This is a genomic window from Kineococcus endophyticus, from assembly GCF_040796495.1.
Lineage (GTDB): Bacteria > Actinomycetota > Actinomycetes > Actinomycetales > Kineococcaceae > Kineococcus > Kineococcus endophyticus.
The window spans coordinates 240,625-257,664 of sequence record NZ_JBFNQN010000003.1 but is presented as its reverse complement, the minus strand read 5'-3'; the positions used below and the strand labels follow the sequence as shown (position 1 = coordinate 257,664).

The 17,040-nt window shown below is 74.8% G+C and carries 15 protein-coding genes and 1 riboswitch; of the genes, 8 read left to right on the top strand and 7 right to left on the bottom strand.

Features of this window, described 5'->3' with window-relative positions; genetic code table 11:
- Positions 1-8 precede the first annotated feature (8 nt).
- The gene (locus AB1207_RS05405) at positions 9-1,373 is read right to left on the bottom strand and encodes an LLM class flavin-dependent oxidoreductase (RefSeq protein ID WP_367636794.1); all 1,365 of its coding nucleotides are present in this window, start codon (positions 1,371-1,373) and stop codon (positions 9-11) included.
- Entirely contained in the window at positions 1,370-2,713 is a 1,344-nt protein-coding gene (locus AB1207_RS05400; RefSeq protein ID WP_437178869.1) for an MFS transporter, read from the bottom strand. The genes AB1207_RS05405 and AB1207_RS05400 overlap by 4 nt, the downstream gene beginning before the upstream one ends.
- A riboswitch (SAM riboswitch) is annotated at positions 2,707-2,809 on the bottom strand. (Overlaps the previous gene by 7 nt.)
- 205 nt (positions 2,810-3,014) lie before the next feature.
- Between AB1207_RS05400 and AB1207_RS05395 the strand changes: the two genes are divergently transcribed.
- Together AB1207_RS05395 and AB1207_RS05390 are read left to right on the top strand one after the other, a co-directional pair.
- Entirely contained in the window at positions 3,015-3,809 is a 795-nt protein-coding gene (locus AB1207_RS05395; RefSeq protein WP_367636791.1) for an SGNH/GDSL hydrolase family protein, read from the top strand.
- 82 nt (positions 3,810-3,891) lie between these two features.
- Complete coding sequence (locus tag AB1207_RS05390; protein WP_367636790.1) at positions 3,892-5,007, top strand: alpha/beta hydrolase; 1,116 nt, start codon at positions 3,892-3,894, stop codon at positions 5,005-5,007.
- Between the two features lie 49 nt (positions 5,008-5,056).
- Here the strand turns inward: AB1207_RS05390 and AB1207_RS05385 are convergent, their stop codons facing one another.
- From AB1207_RS05385 to AB1207_RS05375, 3 genes are read right to left on the bottom strand one after another with little or no spacing between them, the layout of a single operon-like run.
- Positions 5,057-6,043, bottom strand: coding sequence for an electron transfer flavoprotein subunit alpha/FixB family protein (locus tag AB1207_RS05385; RefSeq protein ID WP_367636788.1), 987 nt, complete (start codon positions 6,041-6,043; stop codon positions 5,057-5,059).
- Positions 6,040-6,843 carry an electron transfer flavoprotein subunit beta/FixA family protein gene (locus tag AB1207_RS05380; protein WP_367636787.1) on the bottom strand — a complete coding sequence of 268 codons (804 nt, stop codon included), beginning with the start codon at positions 6,841-6,843 and terminating at the stop codon, positions 6,040-6,042. The genes AB1207_RS05385 and AB1207_RS05380 overlap by 4 nt, the downstream gene beginning before the upstream one ends.
- Before the next feature lies 1 nt (position 6,844).
- A complete protein-coding gene (locus tag AB1207_RS05375) occupies positions 6,845-8,242 on the bottom strand; it encodes an FAD-dependent oxidoreductase (RefSeq protein WP_367636785.1) in 1,398 nt (465 codons plus the stop codon).
- Positions 8,243-8,309: 67 nt separating this feature from the next.
- On the opposite strand from AB1207_RS05375, the gene rarD reads away from it, so the two are divergent.
- The 4 genes from rarD to AB1207_RS05355 are packed head-to-tail and all read left to right on the top strand — an operon-like array spanning position 8,310 to position 12,988.
- Positions 8,310-9,362 carry an EamA family transporter RarD gene (rarD, locus tag AB1207_RS05370; protein ID WP_367636783.1) on the top strand — a complete coding sequence of 351 codons (1,053 nt, stop codon included), beginning with the start codon at positions 8,310-8,312 and terminating at the stop codon, positions 9,360-9,362.
- A gap of 57 nt (positions 9,363-9,419) precedes the next feature.
- Positions 9,420-11,162 (top strand): bifunctional lysylphosphatidylglycerol flippase/synthetase MprF, encoded by a 1,743-nt coding sequence (locus AB1207_RS05365; RefSeq protein ID WP_367636782.1) that lies wholly within the window; start codon positions 9,420-9,422, stop codon positions 11,160-11,162.
- Positions 11,163-11,969, top strand: a complete 807-nt coding sequence (locus tag AB1207_RS05360) for a hypothetical protein (protein ID WP_367636780.1) — start codon at positions 11,163-11,165, stop codon at positions 11,967-11,969. It abuts the gene before it with no gap.
- Positions 11,966-12,988 carry an alpha/beta hydrolase gene (locus AB1207_RS05355; protein WP_367636779.1) on the top strand — a complete coding sequence of 341 codons (1,023 nt, stop codon included), beginning with the start codon at positions 11,966-11,968 and terminating at the stop codon, positions 12,986-12,988. The genes AB1207_RS05360 and AB1207_RS05355 overlap by 4 nt, the downstream gene beginning before the upstream one ends.
- On the opposite strand, the gene AB1207_RS05350 is transcribed toward AB1207_RS05355, so the two are convergent.
- Entirely contained in the window at positions 12,970-13,614 is a 645-nt protein-coding gene (locus AB1207_RS05350; protein WP_367636777.1) for a DUF998 domain-containing protein, read from the bottom strand. The two genes, AB1207_RS05355 and AB1207_RS05350, sit on opposite strands and share 19 nt — an antisense overlap.
- A complete protein-coding gene (locus tag AB1207_RS05345; protein ID WP_367636775.1) occupies positions 13,611-14,861 on the bottom strand; it encodes a four-carbon acid sugar kinase family protein in 1,251 nt (416 codons plus the stop codon). Before AB1207_RS05345 ends, AB1207_RS05350 begins: the two co-directional genes overlap by 4 nt.
- 81 nt (positions 14,862-14,942) lie before the next feature.
- Here AB1207_RS05345 and AB1207_RS05340 point away from each other — a divergent pair, with 81 nt between their 5' ends.
- Positions 14,943-15,983, top strand: coding sequence for an ATP-dependent DNA ligase (locus tag AB1207_RS05340; RefSeq protein WP_367636774.1), 1,041 nt, complete (start codon positions 14,943-14,945; stop codon positions 15,981-15,983).
- A complete protein-coding gene (gene ligD / locus AB1207_RS05335; RefSeq protein WP_367636773.1) occupies positions 15,980-17,005 on the top strand; it encodes a non-homologous end-joining DNA ligase in 1,026 nt (341 codons plus the stop codon). Before AB1207_RS05340 ends, ligD begins: the two co-directional genes overlap by 4 nt.
- Positions 17,006-17,040 lie beyond the last annotated feature (35 nt).

Here is a 17,040-nt window from a genome sequence, read left to right as displayed (position 1 = left end):
GGAGCCCGTCAGGGGCGGCGGTACCCGGCTCCGGCGTGGGCGGCCGCGAGGCGCGGGCCGTCGCCGGTGCCGAGGCGTTCGCGCAGCGTCGTCCCGGGCGGTGGAGGCGGCGCCGTCCGGCCGCGACGGGCGAGCTCGGGCACGAGGTGGTCGACGACGTCGGCGAAGGTGCCGGGCATGGTCGCGTACATGAGGTTGAACCCGTCGACGTCGGCCTCCTCGGCGAAGGCCTCCAGCTCGTCGGCGACGGTCTGCGGCGAGCCCGCGAGCACCGGGCCGCGTCCGCCCACCGCGACGAACTGCGCGAGGTCGTCGACGGTCCAGTCCCGGTCGGGGTCGTCGGTGAAGCTGCGCAGCGCCGAGCGGTTCGCGTCGGTCGTGACGTGCTGCAGCCGGTCCCCCGGCGCGGCCCCGGCGAGGTCGACGCCGGTCCAGCCGCCGAACAGGGCGAGCGCGCCCTCCCGGCTGGCGTGCTCGCGCAGGTCGGCCAGCAGGGCGTGGGCCTCGGCGTCGGAACTGCGCACGACGGGGGTCAGGCCCGCGTACACGGCGACGGACCGGGGGTCACGCCCGGCCTCCTCCACCTTGCGGCGCAGCGAGTCCACCGAGCGGTGGGCGATCGCGGCGGTCGGGGCGATGACGAAGACGCACTCGGCGTGGCGGGCCGCGAACTCCTGCCCGCGCGGGGAGGAACCGGCCTGGAACACGACGGGCGTGCGCTGCGGGGAGGGTTCGCACAGGAACGCGCCGGGCACGTCGAAGTACCGGCCGTGGTGGGCGATGTCGTGCACCTTCGCCGGGTCCGCGTAGACGCCGCGGGCCGCGTCGCGGACGACGGCGCCGTCCTCCCAGGACCCCTCCCAGAGCTTGTAGCAGACCTCGAGGTACTCCTCGGCGACGTCGTAGCGCTCGTCGTGGGCGACCTGGGCGGTGAACCCGAGGTTGCGGGCGGCGGAGTCGAGGTACCCCGTGACGACGTTCCAGGCGATCCGGCCCTCGGTGAGGTGGTCGAGCGTCGTGAGCCGGCGAGCGAGGGAGTACGGCTGCTCGTACGTCGTCGTGACGGTGAGGCCGAACCCGAGGTTCTCGGTGACCGCCGCCATCGCCGACACCGCCGCGAGGGGGTCGTTCACGGGGACCTGCGCCGCGGCGCGGACGGCGGCATCGCGGGACCCGCCGTACACGTCGTAGGTGCCGAGGACGTCGGCGAGGAACAGCGCGTCGAAGCCGCCGCGCTCGAGCAACCGGGCGAGGTCGGTCCAGTGCCGCAGCGTGCGGTAGTCGGCGCTGCGGTCCTCCGGCCGGCTCCACAGGCCGGCGGCCTGGTGCCCGACGCAGGCCATGGCGAAGGCGTTGAGGCGCAGCGGTTTCACGGGGTGGGACCCTCCAGGGGCTCGTGCGCGGTCTCGCGCGTGCAGGCGGCGGCGACGGTCGTGAGGACCGCCAGGAACGTCAGGTAGCCGGCGACGAGCCAGGGCGAACCCCCGCCGGCGGCCAGCAGCGACGCTGCGACGAGCGGGGTCAGGCCCCCACCCAGGACGGCCCCGATCGAGTACCCCAGGGACGCGCCGCTGTAGCGCGTCCGGTCGTCGAACTGCTCGGCGAAGAACGCGCCCTGGGCGCCGTACTGGCTGTCGTGGCCGAGGTTGACGGCGACGACGACCGCCCCGACGACGAGGGCCGTGGACCCCGTGTCGAACAGCAGGAACGCGGGGACGGAGAACACAGCCGTCAGCACCGACCCGGCCAGGTAGACGGGGCGGCGGCCGACGCGGTCGGACAACCACCCCCAGAACGGGGTCGTCGCCAGGCTCAGCACCGACGCGACGAGCACCGCGAGCAACCCCACGTCCGCCCCGTCCGCACGCACCTCGCTGCCGAGGTAGCTGAGCGCGAAGACGGTGTAGAGGACGTAGGACCCGTTCTGCCCCAGCCGCATCCCGGTCGTGACGAGGACGCCGCGGCGGTTGGTGCGCAGGACCTCCGCCACCGGGCGGCGGGCGGTCGCCTCGGCGTCGCGGACCGCGGCGAAGGTGGGCGACTCGGTGACCTTGAGCCGGATGAGCAGGCCGACCACGACGAGGACGGCGCTGGCCAGGAACGGCAGCCGCCACCCCCAGGCCAGGAACGCGTCGTCGTCGGTGAGGGAGCGGGTCAGCCAGAACCCGCCGCTGGCCAGCACCATGCCCGCGGCCGAGCCCGTCTGCGGGATCGCACCGAACAACCCGCGCCGTCCCGTGGGGGCGTGCTCGACGGCCAGCAGGACGGCCCCGCCCCACTCCCCGCCCGCCGAGAACCCCTGCAGCAGACGGCACAGCACGAGCAGGACCGGAGCCCAGACGCCGATCTGGGCGTGCGTCGGCAGCAGGCCGACGGCGGTCGTGGAGACGCCCATGACGAGGAGGGAGGCGACGAGGACGGCCTTGCGGCCCACCCGGTCGCCGACGTGCCCGGCGACGGCCCCGCCGAGCGGGCGGGCCAGGAAGCCGACGGCGTAGGTGGCGAACGCCGCGACGACACCGACGGCCCCGCCCACGTCGGGGAAGAACAGCGGGCCGAGCACGATCGCCGCCGCCGTCCCGTAGAGGTAGTAGTCGTACCACTCGATCGTGGTGCCGACGAAGCTGCCGAGGGCCGCACGACGGCGGGCCGTGCGGGCCGCCGGGCGGGTGCGGACGTCGGGGGACTGCAGGGCGCTCACGAGATCTCCCATCGGTCCTGGCGGAAGCACCTGTCCCGCCCCACGTCGGGGACGGGATGGTTGCTGCGACGTCGACGAGCCAGGTCTCTCGGTCGCTCTGGATGGCTGCGGCGAACGTACCCCACCCCGCACCGGGTACCGCAACACGGGCGGGTGGGTGGCGGGTCCGGCCGCCCGGCCGCCGTGGCCCCCGTCGGGGGGTCCCGGGCTGGCGCGACGGGGCCGGTGGGCCGACCATCGAGGGTGCCGGGTCCGGTCCGTCCCTCCCCCGATTCACGGGTCGATCACAGGTGGTGATGCCACAGTGCGGAGCGTGAGACCTCTCCGCTTCGGCGCCGTCGTGCTGCTCCTGCTGGGCAGCATGGCCGCCTCCCTGCCCGAGGAGACGGTCGCGGCCGCGGGCGGCGCGCGTGCCGAGGGGCCCCTGCGCCCGACGCGGGTCGTCTCCCTCGGCGACTCCGTCCCCACGGGGGCCCAGTGCGACTGCTCGCCGTTCCCCGTCCTCGTGGCGGCGGACCTGGCGGCCCCCGGGCAGCGCGTGGGGCTCGAGCAGCTCGCCGAGGACGGCGCGACGTCCGACGACGTCGCGGCCACCGTCGAGGACGACCTGTCGGACTTCTCCGCCACCGACGTCGTCCTGCTCGAGGCCGGCGCCAACGACCTGGCCGACCTCGCCGACGGCTCGGACCCACTGCCGGACGAGGCGCAGGTCGACAGCGCCGCCGCCGAGGCCGTCGCCACGGTCTCGGCCACCGTCGACCGCATCGTGCCCACCGGGGCGCGGGTCGTCGTCCTGGACTACTGGGCCGTGGGGCTCGACGGGGCGGTCGCCGACCAGGAGTACACGCCCGCCGAACAGGCCGTGCAGGACCAGCTGACGGACTCCTTCGACGACCAGCTGCAGGCCGCCGTGGACGCGAAGGGCGCCCGGGTCACGTTCGTGGGCCTGCGGCAGGTCTTCCACGGCGACGACGGGAGCCTGGACCCCACGCCGCTGCTGGCCGACGACGGGGACCACCCGAACGCGAAGGGCCAGCGGGCCATCGCGGACGCCGTGCTCACGGCCCTGTCCTCCGAGCGCGCCACACGTTCACCGAACATCCGCTGAGAACGCGCCATCCCGGTCCCTCACTCCCCCATGATCGGGAGGAACGCCCACCGGCGTTCGCAGGTACGGGGGGAGTTCCACGGTGGGTCTGTCGAGTCCGGTCACCCAGTGGGTGGCCATCGGGGTGGCGTGCGCGGCACTGGTCGCGATCGTCGTCGGCTGGAGGCTGCTGGCGCGGCGGGGGGTGCTGGCGCTGCTGGGCCGGGCGGCCTCGCTCATCGCGGTCAACCTGACCGTCCTCGTGGCCGTGTTCCTCGTCGTGAACTCCAAGTTCGGCCTCTACTCCGACTGGGACGACCTCCTCGGCATCCAGTCCGCGCAGTCCGCCACGACCACGACGACGTCCGGCGGGGGCACCGGCGGCACGACGACCGTGAGCGACCCGAAGGCCGAGCAGATCGCGGGCTACGACGGCCGCGTGTTCCGCGCGCAGGTGCCCGGACCGGCGTCCGGCGTCACCGGGACGGTGCTCGTCATGCTCCCCGCCGGGTACGGGAAGGCACCCGCCCCGGCGGGCGGGTACCCCGTCATCGAGGCCTTCCACGGCTACCCGGGAACCCCGCAGCAGTGGCTGGAGGCGATGGACGTCATGCCCTCGGTCGACGGCGCCGTCGCCCGCCGGCAGATCGTGTCGCCCATCCTGGTGTTCCCCGACCTGGAGATCCCCGCGGGCCGCGACACGGAGTGCGTGAACGGCGGACCCGGTGAGCCGCAACTGGAGACGTGGATGTCGAAGGACGTCCCGGACTGGGTCGAGAGCCACTACCAGGCCGCCCGCACGGCCAGTTCCTGGGCGACGATGGGCCTGTCGATGGGCGCGTGGTGCGCCAACCAGATGACGATGCTGCACCCGGACCGGTTCGGGGCGACGATCTCCTTCGGCGGGTACTTCAGGCCGAACTTCGGGTCGTGGAAGCCGTTCGCGCTGAACAGCCCCGCGGGGCAGCGGCTCGACCTCGTGACCCTGGCCAAGGTCAGCCCGCCCGCCGTGCGCGTGTGGGCCTTGGCCTCCAAGAGCGACTCGCTGTCCTGGCCGTCGACGTCGGCCCTGGCCGCGGCCGCGCACGGGCCGCTGCAGGTGACGATGGTGACCCAGCAGCAGGGCGGGCACCGCACGAGCATCTGGGCCGGGTTCGTCCCGCAGGCCCTGGACTGGCTGGGCGAGAACCTGCAGGGTTTCGCGCCGACGTCGGCCTGAGGCCCTCCCGCGCCCGGGAACCGGGCGCGGGGCCGCCTCGACGACCGGGTCAGCCGCGACGGCGGCGGAGTTCGGCGGTGAGGGCCGGCAGGACCTCGGTGAGGTCCCCGACGATCCCGTAGTCGGCGAACTCGAAGATCGGGGCGTCGGGGTCGCTGTTCACGGCGACGACCGTCGCGGACGCCGCCATCCCGCCCTTGTGGTGGACGGCACCGGAGACGCCGAGCCCCACGTACAGGCGCGGGGAGATCGTGACGCCCGTCTGCCCGACCTGCGCCTCGTGCCCGATCCAGCCCTCGTCCGTGGCGACGCGCGTCGCACCGACGGCACCGCCGAGCACGTCGGCGAGCTCCTCGACGCCGGAGAAGTCCCCCTCGACGCCGCGGCCGCCCACGACGACCACCTCGGCCTCGGCCAGCGGGGGCCGTTCGCTCGTGGGACGGCGCGTGCGCGAGACGACGGTCACCGCCCGGGCCGCGGCCGACGCCTCGGCCGTGTGCCGGACGACGGACGGCTCCGCGGCACCGTCCTGCGCGACCGCCTGCACGGCGTGCGGGGCGACGGCGACGACGGCGAGCGGCCCGGTGACGGCGCAGGCCGTGTCCCAGGCACCGGCCAGGACGGACTTGTGCGCGGTCCAGCGGCCGTCCTCGAAGGCCACGCCCGAGGCGCCCGTGACGACACCCGCGCCGGTGCGGACCGCGAGCCGGGCGGCCACTTCGCGCCCCTCGAACGTGGACGGGACGAGGAGCAGCCCGACGTCGCCGATCGCGGGCAGGACCGTCTGCAGGGCGTCGACGACGGACGCCGTCAGCTGCGCGTCGGCACCGTCCACCGCGACCTCGTGGACGGCGTCCGCGCCGTGGGCGGCGAGCTCGGCGCTGGGGGCCGAGTACCCCACCCACACGGCGTGGACCTCGAGGCCGAGACCGCGGGCCAGGGTCAGCAGCTCCAGCGCCGTCGGGCGCACGGCGCCGTCGAGGTGGTCGACGAGGACGGCCACCCGGCCGGCCGCGCGGTTCTCCTGCTCGCTCACGCGAAACCCTTCTGCGACAGGTAGTCCACCAGGGCGGGCACCGTCTCGGCGTCCCCGGTGACGAGGACGCGGTCGGGCCGCTCGGGGCGTTCGACGGCGTGGACGACGCGCGTGGCGGAGCCGGCCGGACCCACCGCGGACTCCGCCAGGTCCAGGTCGGCCAACGTCCACGTGGTCACGGGCTTCTTGCGCGCAGCCATGATCCCCTTGAAGTTCGGGAAGCGGGCGCGGAACGCCTGGTCGGTCACGGACAGCACAGCCGGCGTCGGGGCCGTGAGCTCCTCGACGTCGGTGGAGGTCTCACGCCGCACCGACACGACCCCGTCGGCCACCTCGATGCGGTCCGCGAGCGTCAGCTGGGGCCAGCCGAGCAGCTCCGCCAGCGCCGCCGGCACGAGCGAGGTCAGCCCGTCGAGGGCGGCCATCCCGGCCACGAGGACGTCGACGGGCTGCTCGGCGTGCAGCTTGGCGACCGCCGCGGCCAGGACGCGCGCGGTCGCGATGGCGTCGGACCCCGCCACGGCGTCGTCGTGCACGTGCACGGCGGTCGACGCGCCCATCGCCAGCCCGCGGCGCAGGGACTCCACGGCAGCGCTCGGGCCGACCGTCAGGACGGTGACGTCGTGGCCCTCAGCCGGGAACCCGGCGGCCTCGGCCGTCCGCAGCCCCGCCTCGACCGCGTCCTCGTCCAGCTCGTTGAGGGTGTCGTCGTCCCCGCCCCGCACGAGCAGGCCGTCGGACCGCAGGGAGCGGGGCTGCTGGATGTCGGGGACGTGCTTGACGCAGACGACGACCCGCACCTCAGGCCTCCCCGGCCCCGGCGCGGCGCGAGGCCGCGATCATGTCCTCGCGCGAGACCACCTTGACGCGCTCGCGGCCGCGCGGTTCCCCAAGCGAGCGCTCGTAGGCGTCGAGGGTCTCCCACTCGGTCCAGGTCAGGACCTCCACACCCTTGCCGCGCAGGAAGTCCAGCACGGCCTGGGGGTCCGGCTCGCTCGCCTGCGGCAGCTGCGCGGCGTCGGAGACCAGGTGCCGGACCGTCTCGGAGGCGTCCGACTTCGTGTGGCCGATGAGGCCGACCGGACCGCGCTTGATCCAGCCGGTGCAGTAGACGCCCGGCAGGGACCCGCCCTCGGGGTCGGTGACCCGGCCCTCGTGGTTGGCGATGACGCCGGCGAGGGCGTCGAAGGGCACGCCCGGCAGCGGGGAGCCGAAGTAGCCCACCGCGCGGTAGACGGCCTGGACGTCCCAGTCGTGGAAGTCGCCCGTGCCCTCGACCGTGCCGTCGCCCACGAGGCGCGTGCGCTCGGTCCGCAGGCCGCTCACGTGGCCGCCCGCGTCGGTCAGGACCTCGGCCGGGGCGTGCAGGAAGTGCAGGTGGATGCGCCGCGAGGCGGTCGACTCGCCCTCCTTCAGCGTCCAGTCGGTCAGCGTCTTGACGACCTGCCGGGTCTGGTTGGAGGAGGCGATGGCCTGCTCGGAGCCCTCGTCGAAGTCGAAGTCCTCCGGGTCGACGAGGACGTCGACGTCGGGGACGTGACCGAGTTCACGCAGCTCCAGCGGCGAGAACTTCACCTGCGCGGGCCCGCGACGGGCGAAGACGTGCACGTCCGTGACCGGCGAGGCCTTCAGCACCTCGTAGACGTTGTCCGGGATCTCCGTCGGGAGGAGGTCGTCGGCGTGCTTGGCGAGGATGCGGGCCACGTCGAGGGCCACGTTGCCGGCGCCGAGGACCGCGACGCGCTCGGCGTCCAGCGGCCACGTGCGCGGGTAGTCGGGGTGGCCGTCGTACCAGGAGACGAAGTCGGCTGCGCCGTAGCTCTCCGGGGCGTCCACCCCGGGGATCTCCAGGCGCGCGTCCTCGATGGACCCCGTCGAGAAGACCACCGCGTCGTAGTACCGCTGGAGGTCCTCGAGCGTGACGTCGGTGCCGAAGTCGACGTTCGTCAGGAGGCGGATGTCCCCGCGGGACAGCACCTTCTCGAGGGCGACGATGATCTGCTTGATGCGCGGGTGGTCCGGCGCCACGCCGTACCGGACGAGGCCGAAGGGCGCGGGCAGCCGCTCGATGAGGTCGATGCCGACACCGTCGAACCCGGTGCCCGACAGGTCGGCCTTGGAGAGGATGTCCGAGGCGTAGATCCCGGCCGGTCCGGCTCCGACGACGGCGACGCGCAGCGGACGGTTCGAATCGGTCACAGGTCTCGGTGTCCCTCTCGGTCGGTGCTCCAGCGCGGAGCGGGGTGGTGAGCGCGAACGTGCGTAGGTGAGCCTAACGCCGCGCGCCGACACGACCGTCGTCACGATGGCTCCTGTGGACCACCTGGACGACGACAGGGGCGGAACCCGCCCGGCGCACACACGGATCGTTCACCGGCAGGACGGCTCCCGCAACGGGACGACGGGCTCCCCCGGCTCCCCGGGACTGGCCGGGGTGTCGATGGGGCTCGCCTGCTACGTCCTGTGGGGGCTGTTCCCCTTCTACTTCCACGCGCTGCGCTCGGCCGGCGCCGTCGAGCTGCTGGCCTGGCGGATCGTCTTCTCCCTGGCCCTGTCCGTCGTCCTCGTCACGGTGCTGCGCCGGTGGGCGCGCGTCCTGGCCGTCCTGCGCGACCCCGCGCAGCGCGGGCTGCTGGCCCTGGCGGCGCTCGCGATCGCCGTGAACTGGGGCGTGTACGGCCTCGCCGTCGTCACCGGTCACGTCCTGGAGGCGTCGCTGGGGTACTTCGTCAACCCGTTGCTGACGGTGCTGCTCGGCGTCCTCGTGCTGCGCGAACGGTTGCGGCCCGGGCAGTGGGCGGCCGTCGGGGTGGGGCTCGCCGCGGTCGTCGTCATCACCGCGGACCTGGGGCGGCTGCCGTGGATGGCGCTGACCCTGGCCGTGTCCTTCGGCACGTACGGCCTGCTGAAGAACCAGCTGGCCCGCCGGGGCGCGGGCGTGGACCCGCTGACGGGGCTGACGGTCGAGACGGGTGTCCTCCTCGTGCCGGCCGTCGTCGCGCTCGCCGTGCTCGGCGACCGCCTGACGTTCGCCGGCGAGGGGTCGCTGCACACGACACTGCTCGTCCTGGCGGGCCCGACGACGCTCGTGCCGCTCGTCCTGTTCGCGGCCGCGGCGGCCCGCGTCCCGCTGACGGTCGTCGGGATGCTCCAGTACGTCACGCCCGTCCTGCAGTTCGTGGCGGCGCTGCTGCTCGGGGAGACGATGCCGACGTCGCGCTGGATCGGCTTCGGGCTCGTCTGGGCGGCGCTGGTCCTGCTGACGGCCGACGTCCTGCGGAACCAGCGACGGGTCAGGGTCCCGGAACCCCCGGGCTGACCTCGGGACGTCCTGTGCCGCTGCGGTGAGGGCGGCCGAGACAGCAGACTGAGGTCCGTGCTCCCCCCGCTCCTGGCCGGACGTGCCCGTCGCGACCGCACCCGTCGCCTCGGCGCCGGGGCCGTGGCCGTGCTGGCCGTCCTCAGCATCCTCTCCGCGATCACCCCGCCCGCCCGCGAGCGGTTCGGCCCGCTGCTGGAGGTGCTGCCGCTGGGCGTGCCCCTGCTGAGCAAGACGGTCCTCGTGCCCGTCTCGCTCGCGCTGCTGCTGCTCGCCGGGGGGCTGCGGCGGGGACAGCGGCTCGCGTGGGGCACGACGATCGGGCTGCTGGGCGCCTCCGTCGTCCTGCACCTCGTCAAGGGCATCGACGTGGAGGAGGCCGCGCTCAACGTCGTGGCGCTCGTGTGGCTCGTCGCCAACGCGCGGGCGTTCCCGGTGCTGCCGAGCCCGGCCCGTGCCCGGCGGGCGGTGCGTGTCGTCGTCGTCGGGACGGTCGTCACCCTGGCGGTGTCCGCGGCGCTCGTCGTGGCCGTCGGGGAGGAGCGCAACCCGCGCGAGACGACGGCGGCCGTCGTCGAGCGGCTCATCGGCGACGAGAGCCGCCCGCTGCCGCGGCTGCGCGGCAACGCCGACCACGTGTTCCTGCCGCTGCTGAACCCCTCGCTGCTGGCGCTCGGCCTGGCCCTGCTCGTCGTCCTGGCGTGGCTGCTGTTCAGCCCGCACCGGGCCCCGCGGTTGAGCGCCGAGCAGCGCCTCGCCCTGCGGGAGCGGGCCCGCGCCGTCGTCGCCGCACACGGCGGCGACACCCTCGACTTCTTCGCCCTGCGCGACGACAAGGACTTCTTCTTCGCCACCTACCCCGAGGGCGAGGGGGTGGTCGCGCACAGCGTCCGCAACGGCGTGTGCCTGGTCTCCCCCGACCCCATCGGGCCCGAGGAGCGGCGCGGGGCCCTGCTCATGGACTTCCTCGAGCACGTCGAGCGGTCCGGGTGGTCGGTGGCCGTCGTCGGTGCGTCGGCGGACTGGCTCCCGTCCTACGAGGCGGTCGGGCTGCGCCCGGTCTACCTCGGCGACGAGGCCGTGCTCGACTGCTCGAAGTTCTCCCTCAAGGGCTCGTCGATGAAGAGCCTGCGCGGGTCGGTGAACCGCGTCACCAAGGCCGGGATCACGGTGACCTTCCACGACGGCGCGACGCTGCCCGCCGAGGTGAAGGAGGAGCTGCTGTCGATCTCCGGGCAGTCGCGGCACGGCGAGGCCGAGCGCGGGTACTCGATGACGCTGTCCCGGCTGTTCGACCCCGCCGACGAGGGCGTGCTCGTCAGCGTCGCCCGCTTCGAGGACGGCCGCCCGGCCGGTTTCATCCAGTGGGTCCCGGCCCCCCTGGTGCAGGGCTACTCGCTCGACGTCATGCGCCGCTCGACCGCCGAGGACGTCCCCAACGGCCTGACCGACGCCCTCATCGTCGCGACCGCGGCGCACCTGGCGGAGAACGGGATGCGCGGCCTCGGCCTGAACTTCGCGGTGCTGCGCGAGGTCGTCGCCGGGGAGCGCGAGGGCACGTTCGCCGACCTGGGCCGCCACGCGCTGCACGCCCTGTCCAAGAGCGCGCAGATCGAGTCGCTGTGGAAGTTCAACGCCAAGTACGACCCGGAGTGGCGACCGCGGTACGTCGTCCTGGACTCCGTGGAGTTCGCTGCGGCGCAGGGGTTCACGATCGCCGACGCCGAGGGTGTCGCCGAACTGCCCGTCGTCGGTCGCTTCCTCGGGCGGCGGCCCGCGGCCACCGGCACGGGGTCCTGAGTGGCGCTCGCGCTGGCGGCGGCCGTCCTGGCCGCCCTCGGGTACGCGGCCGGGTCGATCCTGCAGGCCGTCGGGGTGCGCGGGGGGTCCGGGGCCGCCGCGCTGACGCGGTCCCCGCTCTACCTCACGGGCCTCGGGGTCGACGGTCTCGCCTGGCTCCTCTCGCTCGTGGCGCTGCGCCGGCTGCCGACGTTCGCGGTGCAGTCGCTGCTTGCGGGGTCGCTCGCCCTGACCGTCGTCCTGGCCCGGGTGTTCCTCGGCTCGCGGTTGCGCCCCCGCGACACCGCGGCCGTGCTCGCGCTCGTCGCGGCCCTGGGGGTCGTCGGGGGCGCCGGGACCGAGCAGCCCTCCCCCACCGTGGCGACGCCCCTGCAGGTCGTGCTGCTCGTCGCCGGGGTGCTGCTCCTCCTCGCCGTGCTCGTGCTGCGCCGCCTCGGCTCCGCGGCGTTCGCCGTGCTGGCGGGTCTCGGGTACTCCGTCGCGGCCCTCGGCGCGCGGGCCGTGACCCTGCCCGACGCCTGGTCGGACGCCTGGCGGGTGCTCGCCGAACCCGTCGCGTGGGCCGTCGCCGTCGCCGGGGTCGCCGGCACGCTCGGGTACGCCGCGGCGCTGGAGAAGGGTCCCGTCGGCCCCGCCACGGCGCTGCTGTGGTCGGTCGAGGTCGTCGTGCCGGCGGTCGCGGGGTTCGCGCTGCTCGGGGACGTCGTGCGGGCCGGCTGGTGGGTACCGACGGTCGCGGCGCTCGTCGTCGTCGTGGGCTGCTCGGTGGTCCTCGCGGGGTCGCCGGCGATCCCCGAGGAGACGTGACACCCGAGGTCCTGGCCGCCACCCGGCTGCCCGGGGCCTGGGTGGACTCCCCGCTCCTCGCCGTCGGCGCCGGTCTGCTGCTGCTCGCCTGCCTCGTGCGGTCGGTGCGGCGGCGTCCGCGCGGACGGTGGGTCCTGGCCTCGGTGGTCGCGGCCGTCGTCGTGGCGGCCACGACGGCGAACGCGCTGACGGGGTACGTCCCGACCGCGCAGGCGGCCCGCTTCCTCGTGACCGGCGACCTGCCCGGGGGCCGCGTGGTCTCGTTCCGGCTCGGGGCCCCCGACCTCGACGTCGCCGCGACGACCGTCCACGTCCAGCTGCCGCGCGGGTACGCCGAGCACCCCGACCGCCGGTACCCCGTCGTGGTGCTCCTGCCGGGCTCCCCGGGACGTTCCACGGACTGGTTCGCGGCGGGCGGTGCCGCGCGGACGGTCGACGCCCTCACCGACGCCCGCCTGCTGCCCCCGGTCCTCGTCGTCACACCCGACATGGACCCCGACCTGCTCGGCGCCGGCAGCGACACCGAGTGCCTCGACCTGCCCGGCGGACCGCAGTGGGAGACGTACCTCTACCGCGACCTCGTGCCGGGCGTCGACCGCCGCTTCCGCACCCTGGCCCGGCCGTCGTCTCGCCTGCTCGGCGGCGAGAGCGCCGGGGGGTTCTGCGCGCTGGACCAGGGGCTGCGGCACCGCGACGTGTGGGGCCCGCTCCTCGCCCTCGAGCCGTTCGGCGACCCGGGTCCGGCCGTGCGCGGGGAGCTGTCCGCCGCGGCCTTCGCCGCCGCCTCCCCCGCGCGGTACCTGCCGACCGTCGTCGTGCCCGCGCCGGTGCCGGTGTTCCTCGGCACGGGCACCGGCGCCCCCGAACGCGCCGGCACCGACGAGCTGGCCCGGCTCGTCGCGGCGCGCGGCTGGCCGCTGGAGCGGCGGGACGTGCCCGGGGGCCACACGTGGACGACGGCGCGGGAGCTGCTGCCGTACGGGCTCACCTTCGCCGGGCGCTACCTCGACGCGGGCTGAGTCGTGCGCGCGCGCTGTCCCCAGCTGAGCGCCTCCAGCACCAGCCACGCCGAGACGGACAGCACCTGCCAGCGCTGGGAGTTCCCGCCGCCGCCGTTGCCGCCCTGGAAGAACGTCACGACCTCGTAGAGCCCGCAGCCGGCGGAGACGAGGGCGGTGAGGACGGCGAGCGCCTTGAGCACTCCCCGTGCGCGCCAGGCCAGTTCGACGCCCCCGAGCACCGCGCCCGTGGTGGCGAGGACGGACACCCCGTCGTGGACGAGCTCGGCGGTGTCCGAGGACGGTGGGCACGGACCGAGCGAGGGCGCGCAGGTCACGGGCACCACGGCCGAGACGAGCGTGCCGAGGCCGAACGCGAGCAGGCACAGGGCCCGGAAGCGGGCGTGCCGGAACGCGCTGCGCCACAGCACGACCCCGAGCGCGGCGGCGAGGACGCCCGCCGTCCCGTCGCCCAGGCGGAACCACACCGACCCCGGTTCCGACGGCACCGACAGCTCGCTGATGACGCCCACGGCGAGGTCGATCCGCGCCCCGACGACGGGGGCGAGCAGGAAGTTCGCGTTGGCCACCGCCGCCACGACCGCGGCCACCACGGCCAGGACGAGGACGGGTCTGCGCACCGTCACCGGCCCAGCGCCGCGACGGCGTCGGCGATGGCGTCGGGGCCGCCGACGTTGCCGGGGACGACGACCTGCAGGACGTCGCGACCGCCGAGGTCCATCCGCCAGACCGAGATCCCGGCCGCGACCTGCCCTTCGACGAGCGCGGCGTCGGCGCCGATCCCCGTCCGCGCGACCTCGGCCGCGGTGATGCCGCCCTTGCTGACGACGGCGTCGGCGTCGGGGACGAGCCGCCGGACGGCGGTGACGAGCGCCGTCATGACCCGCTCGCCGTGGTCGAGCGTGCCGTGCTCGCCCGAGCGGACGCGTTCGGTGGCGACGACCGAGAGCCCGGCTGCGAGGTCGGCGCGGGCGCGGTCGGCGAGGTCCTCCCCCGCCGCGACGGGATCCTCGAGCGCCGCAGCGGTCGGCAGCACGTGGGCGGGGCCGTGCCGCTGCGCGAGCACCTCGAGCTGGGCGCGGGCCCCGTCGGTGTGCGAGCCGCAGACCACGAGGACGCGCGGGGAGCCCGGCAGCAGGGGCCGGTCGAGGAACGCGGTGCTCGTCGCGCCCGCGAGCGCCGCGGCGAGGGGGGCGGCGCAGCGGACCACGACGTCGCGACCCACCGGTGGCGTCCACGAGCGCACGACGTCGGCGAGGGCCTGCACGTCGGCGTCGTCGCGGACGTCGGGCAGCAGGACGGCGCCGGCGGGGGCGTCGTCGAGCGCGCGGGCGAGCTCGTCGGCCCCGGCCAGGGCGACGGGGGTGCGGTCGGCTTTCTCCCGCACGTAGTCCGCGAGCCGGGAGCTGCGGAAGCCGAAGACGGGGTCGGCGGCGTACTCCGTCTCCCCCGCCGGCACCTCCTGCTCACCGCTGCGGACGAGGTGCACGCCGTCGACCGTCGTGCGGCCTCCGGCGGGGAAGGCCGGGACGAAGAGGACAACGTCGTCGGGGCCGGTGAACACGTCCGTCTCGGCGAACACGTGCCCGCGCAGGGTCGAGTCGCCCCGCAGGACGCACCGCACGTCGGTCCCCAGGCGCCGGCCGGCCTCGCGGGCGGCGTCCCGGATGCCGGTCACGAGCTCGACCGCGGCGGCCTCGTCGAGGGCCCGGGAGTTCGTCTGCACGTACACGCCGTCCGCCGCGCGCAGGGCGTCCGTGAGGAGGTCGGCCAGGGGCGGGTGCGGGGCGTCCCAGCGCAGGAGCACCCGGACCCCCGTCGCGGACTGCGTCCCGGTCGGGTCGTCGTCCAGGACGACGGTCTTGTGGCTCACCCTCCGCAGTAGACCAGACCCCCGGGACGGCCTGCCCGCTCGCTCTCGTGCAGCGGCACCGGGTGCGGCAGAGTGAGCCACATGGACCTGCCGGTGAACCCGCCCGTCTCGCCGATGCTGGCCAAGGCGGCCACCGGTGTCCCCGCCCAGCCCGCCGACGGACCGGCGTGGCTGTACGAACCGAAGTGGGACGGTTTCCGCTGCATCGTGTTCCGCGACGGCGACGAGGTCGTGCTCGGCTCGCGCAACACCAAACCCCTGACGCGGTACTTCCCCGAGGTCGAGGCGGCCGTCCGCGCCGAGCTGCCGCAGCGGTGCGTCGTGGACGGGGAGTTGTTCGTCCCCCAGCCCGGCGGCGGGCGGCTGGCGTGGGAACTGCTCTCCCAGCGCATCCACCCGGCCAAGAGCCGCATCGACAAGCTGGCGGCGCAGACTCCGGCGCAGTTCGTGGCGTTCGACCTGCTGGCCCTCGGCGACGAGGACCTGACGGGACTGAGCACCGCGGAGCGCCGCGCACGGCTCGTCGAGGCGCTCGCGGGGTGCGGGCCGCTCACCCACGTCACGACGGCGACGCACGACGCGGACCTCGCGACGGAGTGGTTCACGACGTTCGAGGGCGCGGGACTGGACGGTGTCGTCGCCAAACCGCTGGACGCGACCTACCGGCAGGCCGAACGCGTGATGACGAAGGTGAAGCACCGGCGCACGGCCGACTGCTTCGTCGTCGGGTACCGGATGCACAAGAGTTCCCCGGGGATCGGGTCGATGCTGCTGGGCCTGCACACCGACGACGGCGTCGCGTTCGTCGGCGGGGCCGCCGCGTTCACCGCCAAGCGCCGGGTGGAACTGCTCGAGCAGCTCTCGCAGCTGCGCACGGGGGACGAACCCGCGCAGGGCGAGAAGAACCGGTGGAACGCGCGGGAGGACAACTCCTGGATCCCGGTGCGGCAGGAACTCGTCTGCGAGGTCGAGTACGACCAGCTGGAGGGGTGGCGGTTCCGGCACAACCCGCGGTTCCTGCGGTGGCGGCCGGACAAGACGCCCGAGCAGTGCCGGCTGGACCAGCTCGACGTCCCCGCGGACTACGACCTCGCCGACGTGCTGTCCGGGGCGTCCCGGTGAGCCCCAAGCCGCCCGCCGAGGAACTCGACGTCGACGGCACCCCCGTGCGGCTGACGTCCCCGGACAAGCCGTACTACCCCGAGCTCGGCGAGGCCGGCACGAAGCGGCACGTCGTGGAGTTCTACCGGCTCGTGGCCCCGGCGCTGCTGACCGCCGTGCGCGACCGGCCGACCTACCTGCAGCGGTTCCCCGACGGCGTGGAGGGCGAGGAGGTCTACCAGAAGCGCGTCCCGAAGTTCGCACCCGAGCACGTCGACACCGTGCACGTGACGTTCCCGTCGGGCCGGTCGGCCGACGCGATTCGCCCCACGAACGCGGCCACCCTCGTCTGGGCCGCGCAGCAGGCGACGATCACGTTCCACCCCTGGCACTGCACGGCGCCCGACGTCGACCACCCCGACGAGCTGCGCATCGACCTCGACCCCCAGCCCGGGACGGGGTTCGCGCAGGCGCGGACCGTGGCCCGGGACGTGCTGCGCCCCCTGCTGACCGAGCTGGGCTGCGAGGGGTTCGTCAAGACGTCGGGCGGGCGGGGCATCCACGTGTTCGTGACCATCGAGCCGCGGTGGACGTTCACGGAGGTCCGTCGCGCCGCGATCGCGCTGGCCCGCGAGGTGGAGCGGCGGGCCGACGGGCTGGTCACCTCGGCGTGGTGGAAGGAGGAGCGCGGCGAGACGGTGTTCGTCGACTACAACCAGAACGCGCGGGACCGCACGATCGCGAGCGCCTACTCGCTGCGCCGGACCGCGCGGGCCACGGTGTCCGCGCCGCTGCGCTGGGAGGAGCTGGCCGACGACCTCGACCCCGACGACTTCACGCTGACGACCTTCCCCGCGCGGTACGCCGAGGTCGGTGACCTGTGGGCGGGCCGGGGCGAGCGGGCGCACTCGCTGGAGCCGTTCCTGGCCCTGGCCGACGCCGACGCCGAGGCGGGTCTGGGGGACCTGCCCTACCCGCCGAACTACCCCAAGATGCCGGGTGAGCCCAAGCGCGTGCAGCCGTCGCGGGCCCGGAACTCGTGACCGGAGACGTTCAAGCCGGGCCGTGGAACCGCCGA